We start from the raw sequence: 21461 nt of genomic DNA on the forward strand, positions 1-21461 counted from the left end.
CCCCTCGCGGCCTTCATGCAAGTCACCGACGCCTATCCAAATGGATCATGCCTCCCACCAGGCGACCACCTAGCGTTTCTCGCGCTTCCGGCGTTCGAAGCATTTTCTTCGGCGCGCAGGCCAAGCGAGGCGGAGACCAGTATGAAGATTTCAGCGAGATTTTCAAATGCTTCAATTGAGGTCGGACATGCCCGATCCCCGGGGAGGAATGGAGCGGACCTCATGGCGCGCGGCCGGCTCGTCATCCTCGGGTTCGCATTCGGTGCGATAGGCATGGGCGTGGGGACGTCCTCGGCGGCTCCGATCACCTACAATATCAATCAGACGATTGGGTCCGGCAGTGTCGTGGGCAGCATCGGCACCGACGGCACGCTCGGCAGTCTCGGCGCGAGCAACGTGGTCGACTGGACGCTCACCCTGACCAGCGGCATGGCCTCTTATGTCCTGACCTCATCCAATAGCGCCGTGGTCGGGTCTGGTGCCGATCTGATGGCTACCTCCTCCCAACTGCTCTTCGATTACAGCGGTACGGATGGCGGCTACTTGTTGTTTCAGCAGGGCCTTTACAGCGGCAATCACTATTATTGCGATGCAGCGGCCGGCAACTTCGCCTGTTCCCAAGGCGCGACGGTGGCTCCGGAGAGCAACAGCAGCCCGAGCTTCCAGAATGTCGGACTGTCGGGAAATGTGGTGATCGGCACGGCGGTGTCTTCCGTCCCCCTGCCGGCGGCCCTCCCCTTGTTCGGTGTCGCCGTGCTGACCTTGGCGGGCCTGGGCTATGGGAAGAGCCGCCGCAAAGCCAGCGCGGTCACAGGCGCACCGATCGCGTGACACCTCGATTCTGATCGTTCGAAGGGCGCGCGGCGGAAGCTGCGCGCCCTTCGACATCCTGCCGGCAGGAGCGTTGCAGCCGCCAGGCGCGACGCTTCCCGTAGACGTGGACAGAACGGCGGCCGCGCAGCCTCTCCTGTTTGTAAGTTTTGACGCGATTGCTTTCACGCGGCCGACTTGTATAGTCCCGCGCGATTTGTTGGGCCGTGGGCTCAAGGCTCACCACCCACTGGAGTTTTCAGGTGTTCACTTCTGCATTCGCGCAAACGCCCGGGGCCCTGGGCGGCAGCGCAGACATTATCCAATTCGTCGTGCCGATGGTTGCGGTTCTCGGCATCATGTATGTGCTGATCCTCCGACCTCAGCAAAAGCGGACCAAGGATCATCAGGCCATGATCACCGCCGTGCGACGGGGCGACACGATCGTCACCACCGGCGGGCTGATCGGCAAGGTCACCAAAGCGACGGAGCCGACCGAGCTCGAACTCGAAATCGCCCCGAACGTCCGGGTCCGGGTCTCGCGCGCCATGATCTCCGAGGTTCGTGCCAAGGGCGAACCCGTGAAGGAAGCAGCAATCAAGCCATGATGGTTCATGTCCCGTTGAGCCTCGAGGCGCGCCGCGCATGATCCGCTATGCTCCGTGGAAAGTCGTGTCCATCATCGTGGCCACGCTGATCGCGCTTCTCCTCGTTGTCCCAAGCATGCTGCCGCAAACGGCGCGCGAGTCGCTGGCCCGCAATGTGCCGTGGCTGCCGGCGAAGACCATCGTGCTCGGTCTCGATCTCCAGGGCGGTGCCCATGTGCTGCTCGAAGTCGACACACCCTCGGTGATCCGCACCAAGGTGGAGGGATTGCGCGACGACGTACGCCGGACGCTGCGCGAGGAGAACGTGCGCCTGACGGGCGGCATCGGGTTGCAGGCCAAGGGGATCCAGCTGCGGGTTCCTGATGCCAACGACCGCGCAAAGCTTCTGCCGAAACTGCGGGCCCTGGCCCAGCCGCTTGGCGCATCGCTGACCGGGGCCGTGTCGGAATTCACCGTCAACGAGGGCGACGACGGCGTCATCCAGTTGGCCCTCACCGACCAGGGGATCGATGCGCGTGTGCGGCGTGCCGTCGATCAATCGATCGAGGTGTTGCGCCGCCGCGTCGATGCGCTCGGCACGACCGAGCCAAACATCCAGCGCGAGGGCAACGACCGCATTCTGGTGGAAGTGCCGGGGCTGCAGGACGCGCAGCGGTTGAAGGATATTCTGGGCACGACGGCGAAGCTCGAGTTTCGCCTCGTGGCCGACGCAGGTGAGGCCCCGTCCGACGTCGAGCAACTGCCCTATTACACGCCGACCGAGGGAAATGGCACACTGCCGGTCGAGAAGCGCGTGATGGTGCAGGGGGAGGACCTGACGGACGCGCAGCCCGGCTTTGACTCACGGACCGGTGAGCCTGTCGTGAACTTCCGCTTCAACCTGCGCGGCGGCCAGCAATTCGGTCAGGTCACGTCGGAGAATGTCGGCAAACCGTTTGCGATCGTTCTCGACGAGAAGATCGTATCCGCACCGCGTATTCTTGGGGCCATCACCGGCGGCTCGGGCCAGATCTCTGGTAGCTTCACTGTGCAGCAGGCGAACGATCTCGCGGTCCTGCTGCGCGCCGGCGCTCTTCCGGCCAAGCTGACGATCGTCGAGGAACGTACGGTCGGTCCTGGCCTCGGGCAGGATTCGATCGACGCCGGCAAGCGGGCCGCCTATGTGGCCGCCGTGCTGGTCCTCGGATACATGCTGCTCACCTATGGGGTGTTCGGCATTTTCGCTGATATCGCCCTGGCGGTTCACATCTTGTTGATCTTCGCCTTCATGGTGCTGCTCGGCGCGACCCTCACGCTGCCGGGCATCGCCGGCATCGTCTTCACGATTGGCGTCGCGGTCGACGCCAACGTGCTGATCTATGAGCGTATCCGCGAGGAGAACCATGGCGGCCGCTCGATCCTCCAGTCGCTTGATGCCGGGTTCCGGCGGGCCTTCGCGACTATCATCGACTCGAACGTCACCATGTTTGTGGCCGCCACGATCCTGTATCTATTCGGGTCCGGGCCGGTGCGCGGATTTGCCGTGTCGTTGGGTCTGGGTATTCTGACCTCGGTCGTGACCGCCGTGACGATGACCCGGATGATGATCGCCGTCTGGTACCGCGTTAAGCGGCCGACCGTTCTGCCGATCTGAGGCGACCTTCATGAAACTCCTTCGCCTCGCGCCCGAGAACACCAAGCTTGGATTCATGCGCCTCCGGCGCTTCTCCTACCCGTTCTCGGCCTTTCTCTCGATCGTCTCCGTCGTGACCTTTCTGGTCTGGGGGATGAATTTCGGCATCGATTTCGCGGGCGGTACGGTGCTGGAGCTGCGCGCAAAGTCGGGGACCGCCGACACCGCTGAGTTGCGTAAGATGGGGGAGGGGCTGAACATCGGGAACGTCGAAGTGCAGGGCTTCGGCACGCCGTCCGATGTCACGCTCCGCTTCGGGGTGCAGCCGGGCGGCGCCGCGGCCCAGGAGACGACTGTCAGCAAGCTGCGCGATCTCGTGCAGGCCAATTATGACATCCGCCGCGTCGAGGTGGTCGGTCCGCGCGTCTCGGGCGAACTCGTGCAGTCCGGCACGCTCGGCGTGGTCGTGTCGATCTTCGCGGTGCTGCTCTACCTGTGGTTCCGGTTCGAATGGCAATTCGCGGTCGGGGCCATCATCGCGACCATGCACGATCTGCTGCTGACCGTCGGCTTCTTCTCGGTGACCCACCTTGAATTCAATACCACCTCGATCGCCGCGATCCTGACCATCGTGGGCTACTCGTTGAACGAGGCCGTGGTGGTGCTCGACCGCATTCGGGAAATGATGCGTAAATACAAGCGCATGTCGACGGCTGACATGATCGACCTGTCGGTCAATGCCGTGCTGCCACGCACCATCATGACGGCAACCACGGTCGCCCTGGCGCTGCTCGCTCTCGTGCTGTTCGGGGGCGAAGTGATCAAGAGCTTCTCGCTCGCCATGATGTGGGGCGTGGTCGTCGGCACCTATTCGTCGATCTTCATCTGCTCGCCGATCCTGATCTATCTCGGGGTTCGCACCGAAGCCGGTGCCAAACCCCTCCCGACCAAACAGGCACCCACGAAGCAGGAACCGACACCCGCGAAGGCGCGGACAGCCTGACGGTTATCTTCGGGGCCGGCATGGCCTCGGACGGTGCGGCTTTACGGGCAGGGACACCGATCATGGTAGAACCGACTGGTTATGTCCCCGGTGCGCATGCCATCGATGCTTATGGCAGCGGCGCTTTCAAATTCGCCGGCATGTCGCACCGGGGCTCCATTCTCGCGCTCCCGACCGGTATCCATGCTTGGGGACCGGAGCGGTTCGAGGAGATCGACGTCGCGTCGTTGGAGGCTTTGTTCGCCCTGCCGAAGTCCACTGTTGAATTGCTGCTCGTGGGCACCGGTAACGATCTCGTGCCTCTCCCGGCCACGCTCCGCACTCAACTGAGGGATGCCGGCATCCGCTTCGACCCGATGGCGACGGGTGCCGCGGCCCGCACCTACAATGTGCTGATGGGCGAAGGCCGCCGTGTCGCGGCTGCCTTGCTGGCCGTTCCGTGACGATTCCATCGTCGCCTGACGCCAACCCAAATGATGCCCACTGCGAATCATTGGTCAAAACCAGCGACCGTTCCGCTTGGCTCGCAGCCCTGTTCGCGCCCCCTGACAAGCGCCACTTTCTCTATGCCATCGAGGCTTTCGCGATTGAGATCGCGGGGGTGAGGGCAAAGGTTCGCGAGCCTCTGGCGGGCGAGTTGCGGCTGCAATGGTGGACCGATGCCATCGAGGGCGAAGCACGCGGGGACGTTCGCGGTCATCCCGTCGCCGCGGCGCTGATCGAGACGATCCGACGGGCGCATCTGCCGAGGGCCACGCTGACCGGGATGATCGACGCGCGTCGCACGGATTTGTATGACGATCCTCTCGCCTCGCTCGATGAGTATGCGGCTCGTGCCGACCAGATCCATGGTGCCAGGATCAGCCTCGAAGCGCTCGCCCTTCAAGGCACCCGCGATCCCACGACCGAGGCGGCGGCGCGGCATGCGGGACGGGCCATGGCGGTCGTCGAAACGCTGCGCGCCTTTACCAGCGGCGGAACACCGTTGCATATGACGGTGCCACTCGACCTGCTGCGCCAGCATGGCATCGGCGCGGCCGAGGTTCTGGTGCGGCGGACCTCGGCCCCGATCCGGGCTGCCATTGCGGCTCTGGTCGATTTCGCATGGCAGGAATGGGCGGCGCTTCGCGACACTCGGCGGACGCTTGACCCCAGAGCCGCACCCGCGTTCCTCACCGCAAATCTCGCCGTGCCGGAACTCAAGCGAACGCGGCAGCGGGCCTACGACCCCTTCACCACGCAGGTCGGGCTGGCGCCCTGGCGTCAGCAGTGGATCCTATGGCGCGCAGCACGCCGCAACGGCATCCTCTGACCTCAGGCTGACATCTGCCCCATCCACGATCGGCTCATGCGCCCGTGACGACCGGCACGTCCGAGCGGCTACCATATTCGGCCCAGGAGCCATCGTAGAGGGCAGCATCCGCTTTGCCCAAGGTTGCCAAAGCGAGGACCAGGATCGCGGCCGAGACACCTGAGCCGCAGGTGGCGATCACGGGTTCGCTGAGGTCTATGCCGGCATCCGCAAAGGCGCTCCGCAAGGCAGCCTGGGATTTCAACGATCCGTCCGCAATGAGGTCGGAGAACGGAACGTTGAGGCTGCCCGGCATGTGGCCCGCCCGGACGCCTGGGCGGGGTTCCGGCGCCTCACCCTTGAAGCGCGCCGCGGGACGTGCGTCGACCACACGTGCGGCGCCGGTCTCCAGTGCGTGCCGGACGGCGGCAAAATCGGCGACGGCGCCTTCCTGCTGGTGGGCCGTAAACGAAGCTGGCGGACGCCGGGCCGCGCCGGCCTCGATGGGTCGACCTTCGGCCTTCCATTTCGGCATCCCGCCGTCCAGGAGCCGGACATCGCGGGCGCCGAAGATCCGCAGCGTCCACCAAACCCTCGGTGCCGAGAATAGACCCATACCGTCATAGACGATGAGAGTCGCGTCGGACGGAATGCCGAGCGCACCGACCGCTCGGCCGAAGCTTTCCGGATCGAGCAACATATGCGGAAGGCCGCTGGATGCGTCTGAGAGACCATCGACATCGAAGAACACAGCGCCGGGGATGTGTCCGTTCTCGAAGTCCTGCCGCCCGTCGCGGTTCTGTGTCGGCAGGTACCAGGATCCGTCGATCACGACGAGGTGCGGATCGGCGATGCGGGCGGCCAACCAATCGGTTGTGACAAAGGGGCTTGCAAGAGCGTCGTTCGGGCGCGTGTCAACCATCGGGGCCTCGGGATGTGCGGGGGACCATGACCCGTTCGGACCGGCTTCGTCAATGCGGGATACAGACGAGGCCAGAGTGCAGTATTTCCTAACGCACGCGAATACGTAGAAAGCGAATAAAATAATACGAAATAAAGGTCTTTGATTTTATTCATAGGTAGAGATCGTCTGAGAGTTATTGCTTGATTATGAGATGCTGGATCTTCGATGTGTTGAAGATGCGAGGCCGGTAGTGATTGCGAGGACAATGATTGCGGTTGCGTTTGCTGTCATGGCAGTTCCAGCGTCTGCCGCAAGTGTGACCTACACCTACGCCGGGATCGTCGACTACGGCTATGACCGGGCCGGTATTTTCGGGTCGAACACGGAGCTGACCGGTCAGGCGTTCCGGCTGATCGAAACCTTCGATTTCGCCAAAGCCGCTTATCGTTATGTCGATGCCGAACAGAGCCTGCAGTTTGGGGGCACCGAGCGCGGTTTCTCGAATTCCGCCAGCCTTACTCTGACGATCGGCGATACCTTGCGTTCCATCGCGGACCTGTCCGATTACATTTACAGCGGATCGGTCACCGGCAAGCACCAGGATTTCGTCAAGGACAGCTCAGGGTATGAATATTCCGGATTCTACGTCGCTTCGACGCTGATGCCGGCCGATTATGGAAGCCAGTTCAGCCTGACCTCGAAGGACGCCACCTTCATCGGCAACTATCAATATTTCGATGCCAATGACGCCGCGCGGGCCACCTATGCCAGCTTCGACGTCTCGTCCCTGACAGTGACGAATGCTGCAATCTCTGCCGTGCCGCTTCCCGGGTCGTTGTCCATGTTCGGTGCCGGACTGCTGGGTCTAGGCGTCGTGCGCTATGGGGTTCGGCGTCGCCAAAAGACGGTGTGACGCCGACAACTGCCGGGCAGGACCGCGTCGGCGCTTCCGCTAATACAGCACGCCCGCTCTGGGCAGTCTCGCGAGACGTCGATCGGCTGCGGCCGGGACGGCGAACAAGCCGGTTCATCGGCACTTCCCAACCTGGAAGGCCTGTTTTACAAGGCCGCACCGCTTCTTCGTGCAAGGCACTGCCATGACCGCGATCATCGACATCATCGCCCGTGAAATTCTTGACAGTCGCGGCAATCCGACGATCGAGGTCGATGTCACGTTGGAAAGTGGTGCCTCGGGTCGCGCGGCGGTGCCGTCTGGCGCCTCGACCGGCGCCCATGAAGCGGTCGAATTGCGCGACGGGGACAAGAGCCGTTACGGCGGCAAGGGGGTCCAGAAGGCGATCGCCGCCATGGAGCCGATTTTCGAAGCCTTGGAGGACATCGACGCCGAAGACCAGATCGCTGTCGACGAGGCGCTGATCGCGCTCGACGGGACGCCCAACAAATCCAAGCTTGGAGCCAATGCGATCCTTGGCGTGTCGCTGGCGGTCGCCAAGGCCGCCGCGGACGAATCGAACCTCCCGCTTTATCGCTATGTTGGTGGCACGCAGGCGCATGTGCTTCCCGTTCCGATGATGAACATCCTCAACGGCGGCGCGCATGCCGATAACCCGATCGACTTCCAGGAATTCATGATCATGCCGGTCGGCGCCGAGAGCCTCTCGGAGGCCGTGCGCTGGGGCTCGGAAGTGTTTCACACTCTGAAAGGTCTCCTGAAGAAGTCGGGCCAGAACACCAATGTGGGCGACGAGGGCGGCTTCGCGCCGAACCTGCCGTCGGCCGAAGCTGCTCTCGACTTCTGCCTGGAGGCCGTGACCAAGGCCGGCTTCAAGCCGGGCCAGGACATCGTGCTGGCGCTGGATTGCGCCGTGACCGATTGGTTCAAGGACGGCGTCTATCACTATGAAGGCGAGGGTAAGAAGCGCTCGATCCAGGAACAGGCCGAATACCTCGCCAAACTCTCCAAGGACTACCCGATCGCCTCGATCGAGGACGGTATGGGTGAGGACGATTGGGAGGGCTGGAAGATCCTGACCGGCCTCATCGGCGACACCTGCCAACTCGTCGGCGACGACCTGTTCGTGACCAACACCGAGCGGCTCTCGCGCGGCATCAAGATGGGTGTGGCCAATGCCCTTCTGGTCAAGGTGAACCAGATCGGCACGTTGACCGAGACGCTTGCGGCCGTCGACATGGCGCATCGTGCCGGCTACCGGGCCGTGATGTCGCATCGGTCGGGTGAGACCGAGGATTCGACGATCGCGGATCTCGCGGTCGCGACCAATTGCGGGCAGATCAAGACCGGATCGCTCGCCCGCTCGGACCGGTTGGCCAAGTACAACCAGCTGATCCGCATCGAGCAGAGCCTCGGCCTTCAGGCCAAATATGCCGGGCGCGGAGCCCTGAAAGCTCTCTGAACGGAGGGGTGGCGGGGAACCTGCCGGTCGCCCGCAACGCCCGACAACTTCGCTTCGCTCGACGCGGATTTGTTGTTGACGCGTGCGGCACGCCTGCTCACAACGACCGGATGACAAGTTCCGCCATGATGTCCGGCCTCTATTACGCGTCGCTTCAATAGCGGCGGAGTGCTTGTCATTTCTCAACCGCTGCGACGCCAGCGGTTGAAGTTATTAAAAAACCGTCGGTCTCGCCTCTTTCAGCAGGCCGAACGTGTTATCTACCATCACCATCAAGAATCGTGTTTCGATCGGCATCGTTGGGTTCGGCGCCTTTGGGCGTCTCATGGCCCGTCATCTGGCGCCTTTCTTCGCCTTGCGCGCCTATGATCCCCGACTTTCAGCCGGCGGCGCTGGCGACATCTCCCCGGTCGTGTCGTGCACCCTGCGTGAAGTCGCGCAATGTGGAATTGTGATCATCGCAACACCGGCCGCCGCCATCGAAAGCGTGGTGAAGGCTCTGGCGCCTCACCTGCGACCGGCGACGCTTGTGCTGGATGTGGGGTCGGTGAAGGTTGCTCCGGCCGAAATCATGCGGCGGCACCTGCCCGAACATGTGGATATCGTGGCAACGCATCCGCTGTTTGGGCCGGAAAGCGCCAAGAACGGCATTCGCGGTTTGAAGATCGCCGTGTGCCCATTGCGAGGTCGCCGGGGTCCTGAAGTCGGCGCCTTCCTCAAAAAATGCCTGGGCTTGGACGTGCTGTTTGCGGCAGCCGAGGACCATGATTCCGAGGTCGCGTTCGTGCAGGGTCTGACGCATGTGATCGGCAGGCTCCTCGGGGATTTCGAGCTCTCGCCGATGCGCTTCACGACGCGGAGTTTCGAGCTTCTGTTGGAAGCTACCGACCTCGTGCGTCACGACGCACCCGAGGTTGTCGACGCGATCCTGGGCGCCAATCCCTATGTCCAGGAGGTTCGGCAACAATTCTTCAGGGCGGCGTCGCGCCTTGAAGCGGAGTTGACGCAACGGCATCGCGGAGGGGCGTTTTCCAGAGATCGGGCTGCGGCCGAGCACGATACGCCTCCCTCCGAACCGGCGCGTTAAGTACCCGTTCACCACGACCCATCATAGTCCGGCTATGGTCGTCCGTACCCGTCTTCGCGCCGTTCTCATCCCCCTGACGCTCTACGCGGTGTCGGGCATCGCCTCGACTTATTTTCTCAACACGGCCAAGAACGGGGAGCGCGGCACGAAGGCCAAGCTGGAATACAAGGCCACGATCGCCGAGCTTCGGGCCAATCTCGACGACCTCAAGGCGCAACGCGCCAAGTGGGATCACCGTGTGATGCAGATGCGATCCGAGGGCGTCGACCGCGATCTCGCGGAGGAACAGGCGCGCAACAAGCTTGACTATGTTGATTCGCGTGACGTCGAGATTTTCACGGGATCGATCAAGCACTGATATGACGCGATTGTGCAATGCACAAACGCAGGTGCAATAATACGCAAGCACATTCAAAGATTTGAGCATAGCTGGTCTCCCCGGGAGACCTCTCGCTTTTCTGAAAAAGCTCCACTAGGTTACCGGCAAGACGTGTTGGGGGCTGGCGTAGCTACGCTCCCGTTTTGCCCAGGAGCAATCATGGCCCCAGCCCTGAAAACCGCAAGGCCCGAGGCCAACGGGTCTGTGCCCGCGCCAGCCAAGTCGAACGTTCCGCCCTTCACAAAGGAGGAGGACTTTTCGGCCTACAGCGAAATGCTGATGATCCGCCGCTTCGAGGAGAAGGCCGGCCAGATGTACGGCATGGGGCTCATTGGCGGCTTCTGCCACCTCTACATCGGCCAGGAGGCCGTGGTGGTGGGCATGCAGATGGCCCAAAAGCAGGGCGATAAGGTCATCACGGGCTACCGGGACCACGGGCACATGCTGGCCTGCGGCATGGAGGCGAAGGGCGTGATGGCGGAGCTGACAGGCCGGCGCGGAGGATATTCGCACGGCAAGGGCGGCTCGATGCACATGTTCTCCAAGGAGAAGCATTTCTACGGCGGCCACGGGATCGTGGGCGGGCAGGTGCCCCTCGGTGCCGGTCTCGCCTTTGCGAACCAATATCGCGGCGACGGGACCGTGGCGGTGAGCTATTTCGGTGATGGGGCCGCCAACCAGGGGCAGGTCTACGAGAGCTTCAATATGGCGCAGCTGTGGAAGCTGCCGATCGTCTTCGTGATCGAGAACAATCGCTATGCGATGGGCACCTCGGTGACGCGCTCCTCTGCGCAGCCGGACTTTTCGCGCCGTGGTCTCTCGTTCAATATCCCTGGCGAGCAGGTCGACGGCATGGACGTGCGCGCCGTGCGGGCTGCCGGCGCCAAGGCGCTCGAATGGTGCCGCGGCGGCAATGGCCCCATGATCCTGGAAATGCAGACCTACCGCTATCGCGGCCACTCGATGTCGGACCCGGCCAAATACCGCTCGCGCGACGAAGTGCAGAAAATGCGCGACGAGCAGGATCCCATCGAACAGGTCCGCAATCGCCTTTTGAATGAGCACAAGGCCAAGGAGGACGACCTCAAAGCGATTGACGCGAAGGTCCGGTCTGTGGTGACCGAAGCGGCGGAATTTGCGCAGCACGACCCCGAGCCGGATCCGTCCGAACTTTGGACCGACATTCTGCTCTGATCGCGACGGGATTCAGGACACCACGATGGCCACCAATGTATTGATGCCCGCCCTATCGCCCACGATGGAGCAGGGCAAGCTTGCCAAATGGATGAAGAAGGTTGGGGACCCTGTGAAGTCGGGCGATATCCTGGCTGAGATCGAGACCGACAAGGCGACGATGGAAGTCGAGGCCGTCGACGAAGGGACCCTCAGCGCCATTCTGGTCGAAGAAGGGACCGACAATGTCGCGGTGAATACCCCGATCGGCGTCATCGTGGCCGAGGGTGAGGATGCCTCGGCGGCTGCGCCGCCTCCGAATGGGTCGGTTTCCGCCAAAGCGCCGGAACCCGCCAAACCCGGGGCCGCCGATGTCGCCGAGAAGCCGCAGCCTGCCGGCGTGCCGATCGAATCCGCTGGGCCGCCCACCAAAGCCGCGACCCATGGGCTGACCGGCGGGGCGCCAGCCGAGGCCGCGCCAGAGGTGCCGGAAGGCACCGCGTTTGTCAGCGTCACGGTGCGTGAAGCGCTGCGCGACGCCATGGCCGAAGAGATGCGGCGTGATGGCGACATCTTCGTGATGGGCGAAGAGGTTGCCGAGTACCAGGGTGCCTACAAGGTCACCCAGGGTCTTCTGCAGGAATTTGGCGCCAGGCGGGTCATCGACACGCCGATCACTGAATATGGCTTTGCGGGCATCGGCGTCGGCGCCGCCATGGCGGGTCTGAAGCCCATCGTGGAATTCATGACGTTCAATTTCGCCATGCAGGCGATCGACCACATCATCAATTCGGCGGCCAAGACGCTCTACATGTCGGGTGGCCAGATGGGTTGCCCGATCGTGTTCCGTGGTCCGAATGGCGCCGCGGCGCGCGTCGGCGCGCAGCATAGCCAGGATTATACCGCCTGGTATTCGAGCGTGCCGGGCCTCATCGTGGTGGCGCCCTATACGGCGGCGGACGCCAAGGGCTTGCTGAAGAGCGCGATTCGCAGCCCCAATCCGGTTGTTTTCCTCGAAAACGAGATCCTGTACGGCCAGCAATTCGATGTGCCGCAACTCGACGACTTCACCGTCCCGATCGGCAAGGCCAAGGTGGCGCGCCCCGGCAAGGATGTGACGATCGTCTCCTGGTCGATCGGCATGACCTATGCGCTCAAGGCCGCCGACGAACTCGCCAAGGAGGGAATCGAGGCCGAGGTGATCGACCTCCGCACCATCCGGCCGATGGATACGGAGACGATCCTGGCGTCGGTCAAGAAGACCGGCCGCTGCGTGACGGTCGAAGAAGGTTGGGCACAGTCGGGCGTCGGAGCCGAGATCGCGGTCCGGGTCATGGAAGGCGCCTTCGACTATCTCGATGCGCCGGTGGCCCGCGTCTCAGGCAAGGATGTGCCGATGCCTTACGCGGCCAACCTCGAAAAGCTGGCGCTGCCCAACGTGGGCGAAGTCGTGGCCGCCGCCAAGGCCGTTCTCTACCGCTGATCGTCGACATACGCGCCGTTTTCCAGCGGCGCCCTTTCGTGCTTTCGAGGCGTCCATGCCCACAAACATTCTGATGCCGGCTCTCTCCCCCACCATGGAGAAGGGCAACCTTGCGCGTTGGCTCAAGAAGGAAGGCGATGCGATCAAGGCCGGCGACATCATTGCCGAGATCGAGACCGACAAGGCCACGATGGAGGTCGAGGCCGTCGATGAGGGGACGCTCGCCAAGATCGTGGTGCCGGACGGCACCGCGGATGTGGCGGTCAACGATGTGATTGGCGTCATCGCGGGCGAAGGCGAAGATGCGGGCAGCGTAACCACCGCTCCTGCGGCCAGCAAAGCACCGGCTCCGGCAGCCGGCGATCTCGCGGTGCCGGTCGGCCTGCAATACGAGCGCGCGCCCAAGATGGAGCCGGTCGCCGGCCAGGCCGCCAAGCCGGCTGCCGTGAACGGGCATGACAAGGCCGAAGGCGGCCGCGTCTTTTCCTCGCCGCTCGCCCGCCGCATCGCCAAGGAGAGCGGGATCGATCTCGGCGCGATTCAGGGCTCGGGTCCGCATGGCCGCGTGGTCGAGCGCGATGTGAAAGCCGCGATGGCGGGGGGCGGGGCCGCGAAGGCAGCGCCCAAGGCCGCAGACGCTTCCCAGGTTCAAGCGCCGGCCGCGACGCCTGCGCCAGCACCGAAGCCTGTTGCGGCATCTGACGAGACCGTCAAGAAGATGTTTGCGGCCGGTTCATTCACCGAGGTGCCGCATGACGGCATGCGCAAGACCATCGCGCGCCGGCTCGTCGAGGCCAAGCAGACGATCCCGCATTTCTATGTGACGGTCGATTGCGAACTCGACGCGCTGCTGGCGCTGCGCGAGCAGATCAACGCCGCGGCCCCCAAGGACAAGGATGGGAAGCCCGGCTACAAGGTCTCGGTCAATGACATGGTCATCAAAGCCATGGCGCTGGCGCTGCAGCGCGTGCCCGAGGCCAATGTGACCTGGACCGAGGCCACCATGCTGAAGCACAAGCACGCCGATATCGGTGTCGCGGTGTCGATTCCGGGTGGCTTGATCACCCCGATCATCCGGGCGGCCGAAACCAAGACGTTGTCGGTTATCTCGAACGAGATGAAGGATTACGCAGCACGGGCCCGCGCGAAGAAATTGAAGCCGGAGGAATACCAGGGCGGGACCTGCGCGGTCTCGAACCTCGGCATGTTCGGGGTCAAGAACTTTCAGGCCATCGTGAACCCGCCGCATGCCACCATTCTGGCAGTGGGTGCCGGGGAGAAGCGCGTGGTCGTGAAGAAGGACGCGCCTGCCATCGCGACCATCATGTCCGTGACGCTGTCGACGGACCATCGCGCGGTCGACGGGGCGTTGGGCGCAGAACTGATCGCCGCCTTCAAGACGCTGATCGAGCATCCGATGAGCTTGCTGGTCTGAGCATTCCGCCGTCGCGGCAACCCAGCGGCGACGGGGTTCTGCATTGCTTCGCTCCGCTCGCAAGGACGGCTTCTATTCGACTGCAGTAATTTGGGGCGTTCATGGCTGATTCCTACGACGTTATCATCATTGGGGCTGGTCCCGGCGGCTACGTCACCGCGATCCGGGCGGCGCAGCTTGGCTTCAAGACGGCGGTCGTGGACCGTGAGCATTTGGGCGGCATCTGCCTCAACTGGGGTTGCATCCCGACCAAAGCATTGCTGCGGTCGGCCGACATCTATCACGGCATGCTGCACGCCGAGAGCTACGGTCTGTCGGCCGGCACGCCCGGCTTCGATCTCGGCAAGGTGGTGGGACGCTCGCGGGGCGTGTCGAACCAGCTTGCGACGGGCGTCGGCTTCCTGCTCAAGAAGAACAAGGTGGACGTGATCTGGGGCGAGGCCTCGATCACAAAGTTGGGCGAGATCGCGGTGAAGCCCGCGACGAAATCCGCCCTTGGCCGTCCGCCGATCCCGGCCCCCAAGGGTGCCCTCGGGCCAGGCTCCTACACGGCTAAGAACATCATCGTGGCGACCGGCGCCCGGCCGCGTGTGCTGCCCGGCCTCGAGCCGGACGGCAAGCTGATCTGGACCTATTACGAGGCGATGGTGCCCGAGACCATGCCGAAGACCCTGCTGGTCATGGGCTCGGGCGCGATCGGCGTGGAATTCGCCTATTTCTACCGGACCATGGGCGCCGAGGTGACGATCGTCGAAGTGCTGCCGCAGATCCTGCCGGTGGAGGATGCCGAAATCGCGGCGCATGCCCGCAAGCGCTTCGAGAAGATGGGCATCAAGGTCATCACCGGCGCCAAGGTGACCGGCGTCGAGAAGGGCGAGTCGTCAATCACGGCGACGATCGATGATGGCAAGGGCGGGCTCAGCAAGATCACGGCCGACCGGCTGATTTCGGCCGTCGGGGTCGTCGGCAACATCGACAATCTCGGGCTGGAGAAGCTCGGCGTGAAGATCGAGCGCGGTATCGTCGCAACGGACGGCAAAGGGGCCACCAACGTGCCCGGCATCTACGCCATTGGCGATATCGCTGGCGCGCCCATGCTGGCCCACAAGGCCGAGCACGAGGGCGTGATCTGCATCGAGACCATCAAGGGCCTGCACACCCATGCGCTCGACCGCGCCATGATCCCGGGCTGCACCTACTGTAATCCGCAGATCGCCTCGGTGGGGCTGACCGAAGCCAAGGCCAAGGAAGCCGGTCATGAACTCAAGATCGGCCGCTTCAATTTCATCGGCAACGGCAAAGCCATCGCGCTTGGCGAACCCGAAGGCCTTGTGAAAACCATCTTCGACGCCAAGACCGGCCAGCTCCTCGGCGCCCATATGATCGGCGCCGAAGTCACCGAGCTCATCCAGGGATTCGTGGTCGCGATGAATTGCGAGACCACGGAAGAAGAGCTTATCCACGCCGTCTTCCCGCATCCGACGCTGTCCGAGACGATGCACGAGAGCGTGTTGGATGCTTATGGTCGGGTGGTGCATATGTAGTATGCGATATCTTGGTGCGAACGCCGCAAGCATGCCATAGCGGGTCGCACTGATCGCAGGGCATGAGCGCCTATTCAACCAAGCCAACAAATACGCCTGGCAACATATTGCGTGCGCCTTCTCTCCGGACTGCCTGGCGAGATGACCGAGACCGAGTACCGCCTCGACGTTTGCGCGAAGCGATCATGCGGGTCGCATCGTTGCATCTGTTCGGTATCGGGCCTCTGACGAGGACGGTGGCGAGCCCGTCGTCTACGACACCTTCCTGCGAGACGAATGTCCAGCTGACACGGTGTTCATACGCTTCAGGGCCGCGCGGCGAGCGATGCCATCGATCATGAAGTCCAGCACTCCGGAGGGGCGCTGGCAACATGCCGTTGAGCAATCGATGAGCTTACAAGCTTGCCATGTCCTGAGGCACGATGTTTGCTAACGCCTCAGAGGCGTTTGTCAACGACAGCCTCCTGGCGATTGGGGTTTGCGGCCGCCGTACAATGGACAGGAGCGGTGATGCAGCACTTGGATATCGATTCTCTTGCAGTGCTGATCGCGGTCAGCCGTCGTCAGAGTTTTTCCGCTGCCGCAAGGGAGATCGGGCGGAGCCAGGCCGCCATCTCGTTCACGGTGGCCCGACTTGAAGAGCAAGTGAAGGTTCGATTGTTCGAACGGACACCACGAGGCGTTATGGCCACGCCCGCCGGCCTCGCCCTCGTGACATATGCCCTACGGATCATCGCGCTCGAAACGGAGGCCCTCAAGTGCCTGCAGGGCGATGTCGACCATGCGCGTGTGCGACTCGGTCTACCGGACGACTACATGGATGGGCTGGGATCGTCGGTGCTGTCGCATTTCGCAGCGGCTTGGCCCCGTGTTCAGGTCGAGATCACCTGTGACTTTTCCCGGCGATTGGAGACGCTGGTTGCCGCGGGCGACCTCGATATCGCGGTCATCACGCGTGACAGGCGATCCTTGGCAGGAGAAAAGCTGCGGGACGAGCCGCAAGTCTGGTGCGCTCGGCACGATACCCGGCCCGAACGGGAGGATGTGTTGCCCGTGGCTCTGTTCAGCGACCAGTGCCGCGCCCGGCCTTTGATCGTCGAAGCCTTGGAGGCGCTCCGCCGCCCCTGGCGCCTTGCATTCACCTGCAGTCACCTGCATGGGATCTATGCGGCGGTTGAGCGGGGAGCGCTCGCCGTTCTACCTGCCTCCTGCGTCCCGGCGCATTTCCGTGTCGTCGGACCCGAGGACGGGTTGCCGGACCTTCCGACCCTCGAACTCGCTCTTCTCGTTGGCGAGGGCGTTGGCGTCATGCCACGACGACTGGCGCGAATTCTCCGGGATCGCTTCGTTCCGGATCAGGTCTCGGACGGGAGGACTGCCACTGCCGCCTGAAAGGCAGCCGCGAGAGCATCGATCTCCTCCGGTCCGTGAGAAAACGACATATACACGCGACCGAAACACTGCGGCATCACGATCACGCCTCGCGCCCGCATCGCGTGATGAAGCTCGAGGGAGAATGTCGGTTGCGCAAAGGCCAAGGCCTCAGTGTAGTTTGTCGGGCGGGCACCCGGCCAGATCGTGAAGACAGTGCCATAGCCGCTTGTCTCGATCTCGACAGCCGACCCGGTGTGGCATGCCGCAAATCGGCTCCGTAGGGCGTCGCCTCGCGCGAGCAGGGCTGGATAATCTTGTTGGTCGAGTTCGGCCAATGTCGCGTTGACCGCTGCGCAAGCGACAGGATTGCCACTATAGGTCCCCGCGCGGTTGGCCCGCCCATCTTCCAGAACCCGCATGACGTCGAGGCGCCCAAGGACGGCCGCAACCGCCATGCCGCTTCCGATTGCCTTGCCGACAGTGGCAAGATCGGGATCGAGTCCGAGACGGTGGCTCGTCAGCCCTGCATGGAGGCGGAACCCCATCAGCACCTCGTCGGCGATGAGAAGGGCGCCGTGTCGGCGTGCGAGGGTTTGGAGATGCTCAAGGTAGCCGGGCGCGGGCATGATGCAACCCGCGTTGGCCATCATGGGCTCGACGATGATCCCCGCAATGTCAGTGCGTTCCGCGAAGACCGCTTCCGCATCGGCGAGATCATTGAATCGGGCCAGAACCATGGAGCCATTGTCGGGCCTATGGTTCGCCGCCGGGTGGGCTTCCATCGAACCGGCGTTGCCGAAGGCTTGATCGTCGTACCAGCCGTCATAGCCGGCCGCCATCTTCACCACGCGTGAGCGGCCGGTACAAGCGCGGGCGATGCGACAGGCGAGGTGGACGGCTTCGCTCCCGCTATTGGTGAACACCACCCGCGTGAGCGCACCCGCATGGGCAGCCAGCGCGGCGGCAGCCGCTTCCTCGCTGCGATGGGCGAAGGCCGGCAACGGACCATCGCGCAAGGCTCGCTGTGCTGCTTCGATTACGGTTGGCGGGGCGTGTCCGAGGATCGTGCCACCAAACCCCAATGCCGTGTCGATGTAGCGCCGGTTGTCCGTATCCCAAAGATAGGGGCCCGCCGCGCGCTGCACCGAGAAGGCTTCGCCGGGCAGGGAACGGCCAGCACTGGATATGCCGCCGACGAGATGGGTTGCCGCCATGCCTCAAAGTCCGAAAAAGTGCGGCAGCCACTCGGTCAGGGGCGCTACCATTGCGAGCAGGACCACGCAGGCCACGCTTGCGGCCCAGTAGGGCGCGAGCCAGCGCGACACAGCCCACATGTCCACGCGGGCGACGTTGCAAACCACGAAGATGTTGGTGCCGATCGGGGGCGTGAAGAGCCCGATGCCGAGCGTCACGATGAACAGGAGGCCGATCTGGTATTCACCGAAGCCCGCCGCGCGTGCGATCGGATGAAGGATAGGGCCGAGAATGACCAGGGCTGGCCCGAGGTCGAGCCAGAAGCCCACGACTTTCAGCAACCCGAGGACAAGCATCATCGTGAGCGCCGGGCCGACATGGAGTCCGGTAATCCAGGAAGCCGCCAGCATGGGGATGCGCTCGACAGTCAGGACCCAAGCGAATGGTGTTGCCACCGCCATGACCATCATGATCGCGCCCGTCGTGGCGAGAGCGTCCCGGGCAATCCCGATCAGATGACCGGGTTTCAACTCCCGATAAACCAAAGCCCCGACCAGTAGCGCGTAAATCACCGCGAGACCTGCGGCTTCGGTTGCTGTTGCCAGGCCACCGACGATGGAGCCGAGGATCAGCAGCGGCATCAGCAGGGCCGGTCCGGCGGCGCCGGTCTCGGCCATGAAGCGGCGCATTGTCAACCGCTGCTCAAGGCGGGGAAAGCCGTGACGGACTCCGACGCCATAGGAAACCAGCATGAAGGCTGCGCTGACCAGCAGACCGGGGACAATGCCGGCCACGAACAATCCGCCGATCGACGTGTTGGTGATCACTCCATAAAGGATGATGATCACGCTTGGCGGCACGATGATGCCGAGCGTCCCCGAGGCGGCGGTGACGGCCGCCGCAAACGCGAGGGGATACCCCCGCGCGTGCATGGCCGGTATCATGATGGACGCCACGGCTCCCGTGTCGGCCGTCGCAGAGCCGCTGATGCCGCCGTACACGAGACAAGTCGCGACATTGGCGAGCCCGAGGCCGCCACGCAGACGCCCGAAAAGGCTTTCCGCGACACCCACGATGCGACGCGTCAGGCCGCCCTCGTTCATGATCCCCCCTGCCAAGAGAAACAGTGGGATCGCCGATAAGGTTATGCTGTCGGCCCCGTGCAGGGTCTGCGACGCGAGCCAGGACAGCGGAAGATGCAGTCCGCTCGTCGTGATGGCCAGCAAGGTCGCGGCCGCCATGGCCCAAACCACCGGGATCCCGGCCAACAACAGCACCAGGAAGGTGCCGATCATGAGCGCGACCGTCATACCGGCGTTCCGGCGCCTTGCTGGCCGACAGTCGCGGGAGCGTGCGCCTCGGATGGAGGCACGCGACCGAAGAGGCGACGTAGCGCCAGAACACCGAGGCAGGCTCCGAGCACGGGTGCCGCGGTCAATTGGACAAAGCCCGGCCAGCGCAGCAACGGCGTCGGGACTAGGCCCGAACGGTCGATGGCCGCGATCCCGCTGACCAGAAGGGCAGCACCGACGATCAGCACCACCACCGCACCCAGTTTTTCGAGCAAACGCTGCCAGGGCGGCGAGGCCGCCGACCTTAACACCTCGAAGGCGGCATTCTCCCGCCGTGCCTCGGCCAAACCTGCGCCGAGAAACGTGGTCCAGATGAAAGCGATCCCGGCGACTTCATACGACCATTCGAAGCCGGTCGTACCCAAGAACCGCGTGACCACCGCGATGAGGGTGGCCGCAACCATGACAAGTAAAGATCCAATGCCCGCCGCCGTCAGCAGCCGCAGCGGAAACCTCACTTGCCTTTCGCTTGGTTCGCGGCGGCGGTAACCTCCTCGACGAAAGGCTTTCCCCAGACTTGGCCATATTTGGCATAGACCGACGCCACCGCGGTCTGGAACGGCCCCTTATCGACCGTGTTGACCTCGACGCCCTTACTCTTCAGCTCGGCAATGACGCGCGCATAGGTGCTGTCGAGCTGACCGCGATACCAGGTCACAGTGTCGGCGGCCGACGTGTCGAGGGCTTTTCGCTGCTCCGCCGGCAAGGCATCGTAGCGATCCTTGTTGATGTACCAGAAATTCGCGGTCCAGATGTAATTCGAAATCGTCAAGTACTTGGCGGCCTCGTACCATTTCTGATCCTGGAAATCCCGCATCTCTGGCTCGACCCCATCCACCACATGCGATTGCAGGGCTGTGTAGACCTGCCCGAACGGGATCGCCTGCGGCAGCGCGCCGAGCGCCTTCAACGTGTCGAGGATGACCGGGATCGGCGGCGTGCGCAGCTTCAGACCTGCCAGATCGGCTGGCGCTTTGATGGGCCGGCGGCTGTTCGCAAAATCGCGAAAGCCGGAATCCAGAAAGCCGAGGAGAACAAAACCCTTGTCCTGGCCAAGCGCCTTGAGCTTTTGACCCTCCGGGCCATCCAGAAACCCGTGCACGTTGGCAAGATCGTCGAACAGGAACGGGAGCGCGAGCACGTTCAGTTTGGGATCAATGCCATCGACGACGCCACCCAGTCCGATGTCGATTGAGCCTGCGCCGACACCTTCCGCGATGGGGCCCTCGTCACCAAGTTGGCCGTTCGGGAAATCCTGGATTGTCAGTTGGCCGTTTGTCGCCTGATTGAGCTCGTCGGCAAAGCGGCGAACGGCCTGATCAATCAAACTGTCCTCGCTGCTCGCATGAGCGAGGCGAAGCGTGGTTTCGGCCTGTGCGGCAGGAGACACCACGATCGTCAGTCCAGTGCAACAGAGCGCAATGGCCAGAAGCTTTGATCTCCTCAACACGGGCTCACCTCTTCGTTGACATCGCGTCAGGATGAGGCTCCGTCCCAGGGGCGTCAAACTCCGCGTGGAGCAGTGGCTTCCAAGAATTTCCGCAACGCTATCGGTGATGCTTATGACGTCAGCGCGAGCTCTGGGTTTCGCGGTGGGAGTGAACGGATTTCCCATGCGGTGGACGCTTGGGTCGACGGGTCGAGACGATCGTCCACGAGGTCAATTTACCCGGCATTTCTATGAGCAACAGCCGCTGTCTTCTCCGGAGGCGATGCTGACATCTGGCTCCCGAAGACGAACCGCAGGGCCGATGGTCGGATCTCTCTCGATCACCCTCCTGCCCAGGTTAAATTCGTTTCATCCGCGTTCTTCCTGTAACGAGCGCGCGGCTCACCA

General features: G+C 63.3%; 20 protein-coding genes. 15 read left to right on the forward strand and 5 right to left on the reverse strand.

Annotated elements, in window-relative coordinates; genetic code table 11:
* Nucleotides 1-222: 222 nt before the first annotated feature.
* The 6 genes from M8523_RS01495 (at nucleotide 223) to M8523_RS01520 (ending at nucleotide 5345) form a co-directional block, all read left to right on the forward strand.
* Entirely contained in the window at nucleotides 223-831 is a 609-nt protein-coding gene (locus M8523_RS01495; protein ID WP_282583043.1) for a hypothetical protein, read from the forward strand.
* 242 nt (nucleotides 832-1073) lie between these two features.
* Nucleotides 1074-1418, forward strand: a complete 345-nt coding sequence (gene yajC / locus M8523_RS01500) for a preprotein translocase subunit YajC (protein ID WP_282583044.1) — start codon at nucleotides 1074-1076, stop codon at nucleotides 1416-1418.
* Nucleotides 1419-1455: 37 nt separating this feature from the next.
* Entirely contained in the window at nucleotides 1456-3051 is a 1596-nt protein-coding gene (gene secD, locus M8523_RS01505; RefSeq protein ID WP_282583045.1) for a protein translocase subunit SecD, read from the forward strand.
* 10 nt (nucleotides 3052-3061) lie between these two features.
* Complete coding sequence (secF, locus tag M8523_RS01510) at nucleotides 3062-4033, forward strand: protein translocase subunit SecF (protein WP_282583046.1); 972 nt, start codon at nucleotides 3062-3064, stop codon at nucleotides 4031-4033.
* Nucleotides 4034-4095: 62 nt separating this feature from the next.
* Nucleotides 4096-4476, forward strand: a complete 381-nt coding sequence (locus tag M8523_RS01515; protein WP_282583047.1) for an Mth938-like domain-containing protein — start codon at nucleotides 4096-4098, stop codon at nucleotides 4474-4476.
* Nucleotides 4477-4526: 50 nt separating this feature from the next.
* Nucleotides 4527-5345, forward strand: coding sequence for a phytoene/squalene synthase family protein (locus M8523_RS01520; protein WP_282583048.1), 819 nt, complete (start codon nucleotides 4527-4529; stop codon nucleotides 5343-5345).
* A 34-nt stretch (nucleotides 5346-5379) separates the two neighbouring features.
* Here the strand turns inward: M8523_RS01520 and sseA are convergent, their stop codons facing one another.
* A complete protein-coding gene (gene sseA / locus M8523_RS01525) occupies nucleotides 5380-6246 on the reverse strand; it encodes a 3-mercaptopyruvate sulfurtransferase (RefSeq protein WP_282583049.1) in 867 nt (288 codons plus the stop codon).
* A 271-nt stretch (nucleotides 6247-6517) separates the two neighbouring features.
* Between sseA and M8523_RS01530 the strand changes: the two genes are divergently transcribed.
* The 9 genes from M8523_RS01530 (at nucleotide 6518) to M8523_RS01570 (ending at nucleotide 17096) form a co-directional block, all read left to right on the forward strand.
* Complete coding sequence (locus M8523_RS01530; RefSeq protein ID WP_282583050.1) at nucleotides 6518-7141, forward strand: PEP-CTERM sorting domain-containing protein; 624 nt, start codon at nucleotides 6518-6520, stop codon at nucleotides 7139-7141.
* 184 nt (nucleotides 7142-7325) lie between these two features.
* Nucleotides 7326-8603 carry a phosphopyruvate hydratase gene (gene eno, locus M8523_RS01535; RefSeq protein WP_282583051.1) on the forward strand — a complete coding sequence of 426 codons (1278 nt, stop codon included), beginning with the start codon at nucleotides 7326-7328 and terminating at the stop codon, nucleotides 8601-8603.
* A gap of 253 nt (nucleotides 8604-8856) precedes the next feature.
* Entirely contained in the window at nucleotides 8857-9690 is an 834-nt protein-coding gene (locus M8523_RS01540; RefSeq protein ID WP_282583052.1) for a prephenate dehydrogenase/arogenate dehydrogenase family protein, read from the forward strand.
* Nucleotides 9691-9724: 34 nt separating this feature from the next.
* Nucleotides 9725-10048 carry an FtsB family cell division protein gene (locus tag M8523_RS01545; RefSeq protein WP_282583053.1) on the forward strand — a complete coding sequence of 108 codons (324 nt, stop codon included), beginning with the start codon at nucleotides 9725-9727 and terminating at the stop codon, nucleotides 10046-10048.
* Between the two features lie 180 nt (nucleotides 10049-10228).
* Nucleotides 10229-11263: a pyruvate dehydrogenase (acetyl-transferring) E1 component subunit alpha gene (gene pdhA, locus M8523_RS01550; protein ID WP_282583054.1), complete on the forward strand. Its 1035-nt coding sequence runs from the start codon at nucleotides 10229-10231 to the stop codon at nucleotides 11261-11263.
* A 25-nt stretch (nucleotides 11264-11288) separates the two neighbouring features.
* Complete coding sequence (locus M8523_RS01555) at nucleotides 11289-12725, forward strand: pyruvate dehydrogenase complex E1 component subunit beta (protein WP_282583055.1); 1437 nt, start codon at nucleotides 11289-11291, stop codon at nucleotides 12723-12725.
* A 55-nt stretch (nucleotides 12726-12780) separates the two neighbouring features.
* Nucleotides 12781-14160, forward strand: coding sequence for a pyruvate dehydrogenase complex dihydrolipoamide acetyltransferase (locus M8523_RS01560; RefSeq protein WP_282583056.1), 1380 nt, complete (start codon nucleotides 12781-12783; stop codon nucleotides 14158-14160).
* Between the two features lie 101 nt (nucleotides 14161-14261).
* Nucleotides 14262-15704, forward strand: coding sequence for a dihydrolipoyl dehydrogenase (lpdA, locus tag M8523_RS01565; RefSeq protein WP_282583057.1), 1443 nt, complete (start codon nucleotides 14262-14264; stop codon nucleotides 15702-15704).
* Nucleotides 15705-16214: 510 nt separating this feature from the next.
* On the forward strand, nucleotides 16215-17096 hold the full coding sequence (locus M8523_RS01570) for a LysR family transcriptional regulator (RefSeq protein ID WP_282583058.1): 882 nt from the start codon (nucleotides 16215-16217) through the stop codon (nucleotides 17094-17096).
* Here M8523_RS01570 and M8523_RS01575 read toward each other — a convergent pair.
* From M8523_RS01575 to M8523_RS01590, 4 genes are read right to left on the reverse strand one after another with little or no spacing between them, the layout of a single operon-like run.
* The gene (locus M8523_RS01575) at nucleotides 17060-18292 is read right to left on the reverse strand and encodes an aspartate aminotransferase family protein (RefSeq protein WP_282583059.1); all 1233 of its coding nucleotides are present in this window, start codon (nucleotides 18290-18292) and stop codon (nucleotides 17060-17062) included. The genes M8523_RS01570 and M8523_RS01575 overlap by 37 nt on opposite strands.
* Before the next feature lie 3 nt (nucleotides 18293-18295).
* Complete coding sequence (locus tag M8523_RS01580) at nucleotides 18296-19582, reverse strand: TRAP transporter large permease (protein ID WP_282583060.1); 1287 nt, start codon at nucleotides 19580-19582, stop codon at nucleotides 18296-18298.
* Nucleotides 19579-20082 (reverse strand): TRAP transporter small permease, encoded by a 504-nt coding sequence (locus M8523_RS01585; RefSeq protein ID WP_282583061.1) that lies wholly within the window; start codon nucleotides 20080-20082, stop codon nucleotides 19579-19581. Before M8523_RS01585 ends, M8523_RS01580 begins: the two co-directional genes overlap by 4 nt.
* Nucleotides 20079-21017 carry a TRAP transporter substrate-binding protein gene (locus tag M8523_RS01590; protein WP_282583062.1) on the reverse strand — a complete coding sequence of 313 codons (939 nt, stop codon included), beginning with the start codon at nucleotides 21015-21017 and terminating at the stop codon, nucleotides 20079-20081. Before M8523_RS01590 ends, M8523_RS01585 begins: the two co-directional genes overlap by 4 nt.
* Nucleotides 21018-21461 lie beyond the last annotated feature (444 nt).

The organism is Lichenifustis flavocetrariae (assembly GCF_026130545.1).
GTDB classification, from domain to species: domain Bacteria; phylum Pseudomonadota; class Alphaproteobacteria; order Rhizobiales; family Beijerinckiaceae; genus Lichenihabitans; species Lichenihabitans flavocetrariae.

Coding starts and splice junctions, on each gene's coding strand:
- M8523_RS01530 (WP_282583050.1), top strand. CDS start 6,518: ATGGCAGTTCCAGCGTCTGCCGCAAGTGTGACCTACACCTACGCCGGG.
- M8523_RS01560 (WP_282583056.1), top strand. CDS start 12,781: ATGCCCACAAACATTCTGATGCCGGCTCTCTCCCCCACCATGGAGAAG.
- eno (WP_282583051.1), top strand. CDS start 7,326: ATGACCGCGATCATCGACATCATCGCCCGTGAAATTCTTGACAGTCGC.
- pdhA (WP_282583054.1), top strand. CDS start 10,229: ATGGCCCCAGCCCTGAAAACCGCAAGGCCCGAGGCCAACGGGTCTGTG.
- M8523_RS01495 (WP_282583043.1), top strand. CDS start 223: ATGGCGCGCGGCCGGCTCGTCATCCTCGGGTTCGCATTCGGTGCGATA.
- secF (WP_282583046.1), top strand. CDS start 3,062: ATGAAACTCCTTCGCCTCGCGCCCGAGAACACCAAGCTTGGATTCATG.
- M8523_RS01570 (WP_282583058.1), top strand. CDS start 16,215: ATGCAGCACTTGGATATCGATTCTCTTGCAGTGCTGATCGCGGTCAGC.
- sseA (WP_282583049.1), bottom strand. CDS start 6,246: ATGGTTGACACGCGCCCGAACGACGCTCTTGCAAGCCCCTTTGTCACA.
- M8523_RS01575 (WP_282583059.1), bottom strand. CDS start 18,292: ATGGCGGCAACCCATCTCGTCGGCGGCATATCCAGTGCTGGCCGTTCC.
- M8523_RS01515 (WP_282583047.1), top strand. CDS start 4,096: ATGGTAGAACCGACTGGTTATGTCCCCGGTGCGCATGCCATCGATGCT.
- M8523_RS01555 (WP_282583055.1), top strand. CDS start 11,289: ATGGCCACCAATGTATTGATGCCCGCCCTATCGCCCACGATGGAGCAG.
- lpdA (WP_282583057.1), top strand. CDS start 14,262: ATGGCTGATTCCTACGACGTTATCATCATTGGGGCTGGTCCCGGCGGC.
- M8523_RS01580 (WP_282583060.1), bottom strand. CDS start 19,582: ATGACGGTCGCGCTCATGATCGGCACCTTCCTGGTGCTGTTGTTGGCC.
- M8523_RS01545 (WP_282583053.1), top strand. CDS start 9,725: ATGGTCGTCCGTACCCGTCTTCGCGCCGTTCTCATCCCCCTGACGCTC.
- secD (WP_282583045.1), top strand. CDS start 1,456: ATGATCCGCTATGCTCCGTGGAAAGTCGTGTCCATCATCGTGGCCACG.